Raw genomic sequence first — 7,510 nt, 5'->3', positions numbered from 1 at the left:
ATCTTCTGGAGTCTTGAGGTCCTTGGCTAGTTCGTTGGCTAAGGCTTGTAATTTACTACGATCCATTGTGTTGTGTTCCATGTGGCTATCCTTCTATGAAGGTTAATTGACCGCAGGAACTTACACAAATTTATTTACAGGGTCCAATTACTCCCCAAAAACATAATCCCAATTCTCCACCCAGAAGACCATTGTGCCGCCACAGCCCTCAAACTAAGGCTCCTTATCCACCAGCGAGAAAATCTCAGGTAGCAAACCCTATCTCAGACCCACAATCCCTTGATCAAATAATTAGAAGTGGAGCTATTTCAAAGTTACCGCCTCCATCGCAGCAGCTTGTCCCAACGCCGCCCGCCCAGCCTTAATCTTCTGCCTAGCTCGCTCAGCCTTTACAGCCGATTGATCTCGCTTAACGCGATCTTTCATAGACTTAAGTCTAGCTTGCTCTGGGCTTAATGGCTTAACTGGAGCTATTTCATCGAATCTCATAATTAACCAATCTGCAGGGGTTGATACGGCACGTTTTTAGCGCCGAAGATGGCTTGAAATAACTTATATGCTTGAGCTTGATTTTGAGCGTAGAGAATGGTTTCTACCCACATACCTGCTGCATTCACAGTTGCCCTATATCTTTTCATATAGATATTTAGCAAGGCCATAATCCCTCTACCTCAAAAACAAAGTCGCAACTACGCCCTAAATCTCTGTAATACGCAGTATCTTTCCTCCCCAACAGCGTGCTATAAGCTTAGCTTGCTCTGCGTTAGCAGCATAGATAATTGTTGTTACTTCAGAGTTATATATTTTGATGGTTAGTTGATATGTTTTCATATAGATATTTAGGCGCGACTTTGTGCGTCTAAATATTTTTAGGATGCCAAATGGCCGCGGTGAAGATTGCAGGCCATTGTTTTTTAAACTCTACCTTTTAAACCCATCCCTTAGTCCCGCACTAGCAGTCTCGATTTGCTCATCTAACTCCCCCGCCTCTACTGCCGCTTTAATTGATTCAAGGGCTTTAATTAAAGCCTCACCACTTGCTACTTCAACGCTAGGCTTACCTTTGGCCAACTCTATAGTCCAGCTTCCATATTTCACGGAAACACAGACCTTTCCGTCTTCATTCTGAAACCACCATGGCTTAATACGCTTTGGCACTTCGACTTGTTTACGCAATCCTGTTTCCCGATCTTTCACAGTCTTGTACTTCATGACTACAAATGGCGCTCCATCCAGCTGACTCTTTGCTAACTGGATCTGTTCCCACAGTTTTGATCCCAGCTTATTCCTACGTATAACGATTGCTGGCATGTTGCGGGGCTTTTTGACTGCGACTAGCTTGAGATGACTTAATTGGCTCATTTAATTCTCCTATGTAGTTAATGGGCTCATTAAGTGTGTTTTCGATAAGGCGCTTTGGTCGACCTCTTTTTAGATCACGAGCAAATCGGCTCATTTTGGACATAAAAAATATGGTTTTTATTAACAAGGGCTAAATATTTACGAGTCGCGTAATGAGTTGCATTGAGATGCGATTAAGAAATAAGTTGCAGTAAGAGATGCAGTTAGTTGCTGTATTTGGGACAAATGAGTAGCTCTGAACAGCAACTCAAGCAACAGCAACTATCTTTTGTCTCTGCTACTCCTTGCATCTCAAGCAACACCGCGACTCCTTTCAACATTCAAGGAGATTAAAAATGAAAGAAATCACAGCCCGCTTATGGGAAAACAAAATGTGCGGAACAACCTTTGGCAAAGGTCAATATCGCAAAGCTATCTACAACGGCACACTAGAGATCCCCAGTCCTTATGCCAAGTATTTAGTAGATTTTGAGGAAGTTGAAGCATGGTTCCACTTTCCAAAGAGTACAGTGCATGTGGAAATGGCCAATCGCCTCAAGAACATCCCTACAAATGAAGACGGGGTTTTAATGAGCTGGATATATCGCTATGAAGCTGGGATCAAAAGCGCAGTTGAAGGCTATGCGTCTTTGGATATGAACTACAGCAGAATTTATATTGAAATTAAAGATTCAGAGCACGGAATAAATGATTACTGGGAACTGCCTATACGTAGCTGTATTGCTAGAATTCCCGGCAAACCCACCCCAGCACTGATAGCGACAACGCAATCAGAGCTAAATTCCCCTCAAAAACCGTCTACAAACGGCGTATTTTCGGGGGGACATAAGCAAGCACTTGAGAACTTACAAAAGTACGCTATCCAGTGATTTGGGGTGTTAGCTAAGGTCGTCGTCTAAAGACGACAAATCTTAGTAAATATTGCTAAATACTTATAAGCAAATACGGGTTAAGAAAATAACTATATTCTTAACCCGATTTGTAAGTCATTGATTCTTGGAGGGTCTTTTTGTCTTGTTACACGACACTTAGTAAACAAACTGAGGTCGACCTTTTCCTGTTAAGGAAACATACTTAAAACGCACATTTTATTTATGACAGGAAAACCAAATGGCACAAGCAAAAACCTTATCCCAGGCCGAACTTGATCAAGTTCTGGACTACGTTAGTACCAAAAAATACGCTTTGCGTGATCGCGCAATTATTCTCACCAGCTTTCTCGGAGGACTAAGGGTCGCCGAAATCGCTTCTTTAACTATGGGGGACGTAGTGAACCCCGATGGCACCATTAAAAACGAGATTCGACTATCGGCAGCGCAGACCAAAGGCAAATATCCCCGAACCGTCTTTGTTTCACAGCGTTTACAGGTGGAATTAGCCAACTACCTCACAACAAGACATGCCAAAGGCGCTGATATCCCCTTCTTTCATACCGATCACCGATTACGTTTTAGCCCCAATGGCTTATGTGTGTGGTTTCATCAGCTTTATAAGAATGTGGGCATTAGCGGCGGAAGTAGTCATTCGGGAAGGAAATTTTTCATCACAACTTTGGCTAATAAAGGCATTGGTGTACGAATCTTAGCCTCATTAGCTGGCCATCGGTCCATTGCGGTGACTCAAAGGTACATCGATGTCAATGATGAGCAAAAGAGACAGGCCGTTGAATTGATCTAAGTGAGTTCGGGCTCAAGGGCTTTGCTCAGGGTTGGGTCATGGTGAAACATCAGTCCGATTGTATAAAATCATGCTATAATGCAATCATGCAGCATGAATATAGGAGAATGCCATGGGCGCAGTCATAGATCACCAGGTTATTAAGTCGATTGGATCAAGCGGACAAATTTCGCTTGGTAAAGAGCATGCAGGACGTCAAGTACTGGTAGAAACGCCTGAGCCAGGGGTTTGGGTAATTCGTACAGCCACGGTTATTCCTGATAATGAACGTTGGATGCATACGCCTGTCGTTAAAAAGGACTTATCAGCCGCTCTAGCTTGGGCACAAAAAACCCCGGCAAAAGCGACTGATCTTTCTAAATTAAAAATGGCTAAAGCGCATGGCACGAAACGTAAAGCCTGAGCCATTAGTTGAGCTTGATCTCAATAGTCCGGTCTTTCAATCTGCTTGGGAGACATTGGAGTTAGTCGAACAAGAAAAGGCCTTTGCTACTTTTGAGAAAATCACGCAACTGACCTGGAACCAGGTTTATCGTGACAAAGGTCTTAAATGGGAAAAGATTCATAGTGTCCCCGCCCCAAAGGGTATCGATGCGCTCTACTCCTTTCGGGTTAGCAAATCAATTCGGGGAATTGGCTTTAGAGAGGATCATTTTCTTAGAGTGTTATTAATTGAGCCAGACCACGATGCTGCCTACGGAAAAAAGTAAGTAGCTAAGCAGCTATTAGACCCTAATCAACCAGCCCATCACCCGGCTGGTTTTTTTATTTTCAGAGCGAAGTAGTTGCCTAAGATTAATAGTAAATTGAAATCACTTCACTGAAAATTTTCACAATAATTTCACATTTAATTTTTGCATGGAATTTTCAAACGAAGTTTTTTGGTGATTTTTTCTCACAAATAAAATCGCCTGCTAAGCCCCTGTTCATGTGGCTTTGATTTTTCCTATTTTTCTGTCAAGGAAATAAAACAACGCTGTGATTTGTTCGAAAAATCTCAAAAATATACAGTGGCTCCATCAACACAAAAAGTTTCATCAGCACTTTCGCTAAAACGTGTTGGTATTTTTTTAAACTTGAAGGAGCAACACCATGAGAATCACAGCAAATCAAAAGCATGAAATCGCCAGTGCAACATTGGTAAAACTAGATGCATTAGCAAATCGACGTCAAGTTTGGCAACGTGACTTTTACGACAAATCCAACAAGGGTCTTTATGCCCTCCTCTCAGAGTGCCTTGGCATATATTACGAGATTAAAGGCAGCCCTGCTGAGAAGGTTGTATTAGAAGGCATCAAAGCAAACCTGGAAGCCCGCAGCATTAAAGTACAAACCAGCACTCCAGTACTGACCTTGCTCGTTAAATACGTGTTTAATGCCGAGCGCCGCCGCGCAAGCGCATACTCACGTGCATTACGAGTAGCAGCTAAAGAGGCAATTTCCGTAGACAACTTTTCCGACTGGGTCGCTAAAGTTGGCGGCGTTGAGGAAGTTGCCAGCACCAAGGGTATTACTGATGAAACTATCAAAAAGCGTAGTCAGCTTGATAACAAAGTAGCAGAGGTTAAGCAATTACTCGTTAACCAGCTACAACACCCCTTAGCGTTGGTACCTAAAACTGCCTTAGCCCACCCAGCCGACTCTGCTGAGTACACCTTGTTAATTGGCAAGATGTTAGCCAGCGGTCAAACGCAGGTCTAAAGCGTTGTTCCGGGTTCGTCTGGCGCCATGATTGAGCAGGCGATACGCAAGATCGCGCAAGAATTGCTCAACAAGGTCGAGGAGCATGTCAAAGCCCAGGCAGAACTCGCAGCGCAAGCGGCGATTACTGAAGCAGCCAATCAAGCCTTCTTCAAAGAAATGGCTTAAGCCTTTGCAAGTCTTGACAGGGGTGTAGCACTTACTGGCTCACCCCTGCTTTTACCCAATCAGAAAGGAATTACTATGAGCTTCGCACTCAAATACGCCCCAACTCGTCTCGACGATGTAGTTATTGGCAGCCAAACCCTTGAAAATAGGCTATCTGACTACATCAACGAGCGCGACTTAAAGCCCCTCATCCTTCACGGCGGGGTTGGAACTGGCAAAACCACGATTGCCAATTTATTGCCTGATGCCATCGAAAGTAAAAAGGCAGAAGTTACCCGTCTTAAAGCAGTGGAATTTAATTCCATCAACGATGTCATGCAGACTTTTGAAGATCACACCATGTTTTATCAAGTGTTTACGATCAATGATCAAAAACGCAACTACATTATTTCCAATGAAATTAACTTCACCCCCAAAGCAGCAATAGCTTTTAGAGATGTAATCGATGACATGATCGGTCATACCCAGTTCATCTTTACAACGAACTACATCGATCAAGTCGACATTGCCTTACGTGATCGTAGTAATTGCTTGGCTGTGCCTCCAGTAACAGCAAAAGACTGGCTTTCCCGGGCTCAGTGGATTTTGCAATAAGAAGGTATTGCTCTGCCGGATGATCAACTCATGAAGATTCTAACAACGCAATTGCAGGTGAGTTCTAGCAATCGTAAGTTATTGGAGCGCCTAGAGGATTTTGTTAGATCTGTTCGTAACCCGCCGAGCAATCCTGGCGGGGTTCTTGAGATATCACCTGTACCAGAGCCAATTAATCCTTTGATGGCTGCTTAACTTCACCGGTACTAGCCCTAGTGGCTAGTACTTATAAGGAATTAATATGCGCTACCCTAGAACAGTCTTTGTTTTTGACACTCCAAACCATGGAATAGATCAAGAATACTTTCAGAAGATCAGCTCATCTTCACAGCAGATCTATATACGCGGGCATTCAAAACCAATTGGGACAATTGATTCAGAGCTTGATGCCATCAAACTACTGGATGGATATCTAAACTTTACAGGTCCAAATCGCTCTTATATGGTCATCGGCAATCTAAAGCATGTCGAATTTATTGCTACTAGCCTGGCAGATAAGGATTGCTCCATCTACTGGCTCATGAATAAGAATTCAGCTTTATGCATTCGTGCGGCTTTAAGCGCCTTACTTGATCTTCATGAAATGGAAGCCTTATTTAACGAGGCACTTTACTACTACACCAAATCCAGAGATCGGTATCAAGCATTATCTGACTCAAAGCACATATCAAGCGATGATTTTCCTCAGCTCATTTCTGACATTATCGATGGACATACGCAAGTTGAATTGAGGGCCGATATTGAAAGTTTTTTATGCGAAGAATTGCATATTGGAAAATTTGAGATCTAAGCCAACTTAGCGGCTGCCATCATCGGAGTCAATTTTGAGTAATGACGCTCAATCATTAAAGTGGAGGTACCCATTTGCCTAGCGAGGGTGTGTATATCAATACCTTCAGCTAGTGCAAATGTGGCATAAGTATGGCGTAGACTATAAAGACTACGATTGCGCCCTGCTACATCTTTAAGTAAATTGGATTCCTTTAATAGATTCTCAAACTGAGGATTAAAGTTATAAGGCTGAACCCCTCTTGGGAAAGTAAATATCAGACGATCTAACCTAGCCTCAATCACTGCATTAAGGTCTTTATATGGTAATTGGTGCCAAGCAATTAATCTTTCCAAGCAATCAACTACCAAATGCTTGGCAATTAAGTACCTAGGCCCTGTTTTACCCGATAGCCAGACCTTGAGATACCGCTGATCCCCAATCCAATGCCATTGAAGATGCTTCCAGCGCATGGGCTTGAGCTCAGTACCAGGCCTAGCCCCTGTATAGAGTAAGAATTCCACATAAGAGCGGCATAGCTGTCTCATCTCCTTGGTACGCGATGATCTGCCGACCTTTTCCCAGCTCGGCATATAGGCTAATAATTGAACGATCTCCTCTTTACTAAAAGCGGGTCTTGCTTGACTGGGGGAGCCATGAGGGTCTAATAAAGGCACCCGATAAGTATCGGCGATTAAATTTTGCTCTCTTGCTAGAGCGACTACCCGGTTATAGGTCGTAGCATGGGTACGCTTAGTACTTGCCTGCGGATCCCTACCCATCTGGGATAAGCGCCAAGATTCAAAATCCTTAACCAGCTCGGGAGTGATTTCCTTTAATTGGCATTTTCCAAAAAATGGGATGAGGTATTTATTGAGAACAAACTTGTAATCCTTAAAGGTAGCTTTTCCATTACCTTCTTTATTGGCAATATCCATTGCCACGAGATCTTCTTCTGCTAACTGCTTAAATGACTTGGATTTGAGACTTAATTCCTGACTAATCTTAGCCATGACCCGCTCATAAAGCGCCACAGCTTCTTGCTTGGCCTCCTCAATATCTGCTTGCCCCGTGCTCATGGAATGCCATTGATCATTGGGCAGCTTAAAGCGGCATTGCCATTGATTGCTGCCTGATCGCTTAAAGAGACTTACTAAACCTCGGTGGAGGCGAATTACATCAGCAGATTGGGATGTACTAGATCTTGCGAAAAGCTGGTTAAGATTTTGCATTTAAGTG

The 7,510-nt window shown here is 43.2% G+C and carries 13 protein-coding genes; 9 read left to right on the top strand and 4 right to left on the bottom strand.

Going from position 1 to position 7,510, the window contains the following annotated elements:
* Nucleotides 1-303 precede the first annotated feature (303 nt).
* The 3 genes from ICN47_RS11650 to ICN47_RS11640 all read right to left on the bottom strand — a co-directional run bounded on the left by ICN47_RS11650 (nt 304) and on the right by ICN47_RS11640 (nt 1,362).
* Complete coding sequence (locus ICN47_RS11650; protein WP_216220108.1) at nt 304-489, bottom strand: hypothetical protein; 186 nt, start codon at nt 487-489, stop codon at nt 304-306.
* A 2-nt stretch (nt 490-491) separates the two neighbouring features.
* Nucleotides 492-638, bottom strand: coding sequence for a hypothetical protein (locus ICN47_RS11645; RefSeq protein WP_216220107.1), 147 nt, complete (start codon nt 636-638; stop codon nt 492-494).
* A gap of 283 nt (nt 639-921) precedes the next feature.
* Nucleotides 922-1,362: a DUF6641 family protein gene (locus ICN47_RS11640; RefSeq protein WP_216220106.1), complete on the bottom strand. Its 441-nt coding sequence runs from the start codon at nt 1,360-1,362 to the stop codon at nt 922-924.
* A 335-nt stretch (nt 1,363-1,697) separates the two neighbouring features.
* Here ICN47_RS11640 and ICN47_RS11635 point away from each other — a divergent pair, with 335 nt between their 5' ends.
* The 9 genes from ICN47_RS11635 (at nt 1,698) to ICN47_RS11595 (ending at nt 6,292) form a co-directional block, all read left to right on the top strand.
* Nucleotides 1,698-2,231 carry a hypothetical protein gene (locus ICN47_RS11635; RefSeq protein ID WP_216220105.1) on the top strand — a complete coding sequence of 178 codons (534 nt, stop codon included), beginning with the start codon at nt 1,698-1,700 and terminating at the stop codon, nt 2,229-2,231.
* Between the two features lie 241 nt (nt 2,232-2,472).
* Nucleotides 2,473-3,039, top strand: a complete 567-nt coding sequence (locus ICN47_RS11630) for a site-specific integrase (RefSeq protein WP_216220104.1) — start codon at nt 2,473-2,475, stop codon at nt 3,037-3,039.
* A 112-nt stretch (nt 3,040-3,151) separates the two neighbouring features.
* Nucleotides 3,152-3,442 carry a hypothetical protein gene (locus ICN47_RS11625; RefSeq protein WP_216220103.1) on the top strand — a complete coding sequence of 97 codons (291 nt, stop codon included), beginning with the start codon at nt 3,152-3,154 and terminating at the stop codon, nt 3,440-3,442.
* Entirely contained in the window at nt 3,420-3,749 is a 330-nt protein-coding gene (locus ICN47_RS11620) for a hypothetical protein (protein WP_216220102.1), read from the top strand. Before ICN47_RS11625 ends, ICN47_RS11620 begins: the two co-directional genes overlap by 23 nt.
* Nucleotides 3,750-4,131: 382 nt before the next feature.
* Nucleotides 4,132-4,740 (top strand): hypothetical protein, encoded by a 609-nt coding sequence (locus ICN47_RS11615; RefSeq protein WP_216220101.1) that lies wholly within the window; start codon nt 4,132-4,134, stop codon nt 4,738-4,740.
* A gap of 27 nt (nt 4,741-4,767) precedes the next feature.
* Nucleotides 4,768-4,908, top strand: a complete 141-nt coding sequence (locus ICN47_RS11610; RefSeq protein WP_216220100.1) for a hypothetical protein — start codon at nt 4,768-4,770, stop codon at nt 4,906-4,908.
* A gap of 75 nt (nt 4,909-4,983) precedes the next feature.
* Nucleotides 4,984-5,502: an ATP-binding protein gene (locus ICN47_RS11605; RefSeq protein ID WP_216220099.1), complete on the top strand. Its 519-nt coding sequence runs from the start codon at nt 4,984-4,986 to the stop codon at nt 5,500-5,502.
* A gap of 30 nt (nt 5,503-5,532) precedes the next feature.
* Nucleotides 5,533-5,697 carry a hypothetical protein gene (locus ICN47_RS11600; RefSeq protein WP_216220098.1) on the top strand — a complete coding sequence of 55 codons (165 nt, stop codon included), beginning with the start codon at nt 5,533-5,535 and terminating at the stop codon, nt 5,695-5,697.
* Between the two features lie 46 nt (nt 5,698-5,743).
* Nucleotides 5,744-6,292: a hypothetical protein gene (locus ICN47_RS11595; RefSeq protein ID WP_216220097.1), complete on the top strand. Its 549-nt coding sequence runs from the start codon at nt 5,744-5,746 to the stop codon at nt 6,290-6,292.
* On the opposite strand, the gene ICN47_RS11590 is transcribed toward ICN47_RS11595, so the two are convergent.
* A complete protein-coding gene (locus tag ICN47_RS11590; RefSeq protein ID WP_216220096.1) occupies nt 6,289-7,503 on the bottom strand; it encodes a tyrosine-type recombinase/integrase in 1,215 nt (404 codons plus the stop codon). The genes ICN47_RS11595 and ICN47_RS11590 overlap by 4 nt on opposite strands.
* Nucleotides 7,504-7,510 lie beyond the last annotated feature (7 nt).

It is taken from the genome of Polynucleobacter sp. AP-Latsch-80-C2, from assembly GCF_018882185.1.
GTDB lineage: Bacteria > Pseudomonadota > Gammaproteobacteria > Burkholderiales > Burkholderiaceae > Polynucleobacter.
Note: the sequence above shows the minus strand (reverse complement) of the source record. Positions and strands in the feature narration are given on the sequence as shown.

Excerpts from the sequence above, each read along its gene's own strand:
- ICN47_RS11620 (WP_216220102.1), top strand. The coding sequence starts at position 3,420 with ATGGCACGAAACGTAAAGCCTGAGCCATTAGTTGAGCTTGATCTCAAT.
- ICN47_RS11650 (WP_216220108.1), bottom strand. The coding sequence starts at position 489 with ATGAGATTCGATGAAATAGCTCCAGTTAAGCCATTAAGCCCAGAGCAA.
- ICN47_RS11595 (WP_216220097.1), top strand. The coding sequence starts at position 5,744 with ATGCGCTACCCTAGAACAGTCTTTGTTTTTGACACTCCAAACCATGGA.
- ICN47_RS11630 (WP_216220104.1), top strand. The coding sequence starts at position 2,473 with ATGGCACAAGCAAAAACCTTATCCCAGGCCGAACTTGATCAAGTTCTG.
- ICN47_RS11600 (WP_216220098.1), top strand. The coding sequence starts at position 5,533 with ATGAAGATTCTAACAACGCAATTGCAGGTGAGTTCTAGCAATCGTAAG.
- ICN47_RS11615 (WP_216220101.1), top strand. The coding sequence starts at position 4,132 with ATGAGAATCACAGCAAATCAAAAGCATGAAATCGCCAGTGCAACATTG.
- ICN47_RS11645 (WP_216220107.1), bottom strand. The coding sequence starts at position 638 with ATGAAAAGATATAGGGCAACTGTGAATGCAGCAGGTATGTGGGTAGAA.
- ICN47_RS11635 (WP_216220105.1), top strand. The coding sequence starts at position 1,698 with ATGAAAGAAATCACAGCCCGCTTATGGGAAAACAAAATGTGCGGAACA.
- ICN47_RS11610 (WP_216220100.1), top strand. The coding sequence starts at position 4,768 with ATGATTGAGCAGGCGATACGCAAGATCGCGCAAGAATTGCTCAACAAG.
- ICN47_RS11605 (WP_216220099.1), top strand. The coding sequence starts at position 4,984 with ATGAGCTTCGCACTCAAATACGCCCCAACTCGTCTCGACGATGTAGTT.
- ICN47_RS11590 (WP_216220096.1), bottom strand. The coding sequence starts at position 7,503 with ATGCAAAATCTTAACCAGCTTTTCGCAAGATCTAGTACATCCCAATCT.
- ICN47_RS11625 (WP_216220103.1), top strand. The coding sequence starts at position 3,152 with ATGGGCGCAGTCATAGATCACCAGGTTATTAAGTCGATTGGATCAAGC.
- ICN47_RS11640 (WP_216220106.1), bottom strand. The coding sequence starts at position 1,362 with ATGAGCCAATTAAGTCATCTCAAGCTAGTCGCAGTCAAAAAGCCCCGC.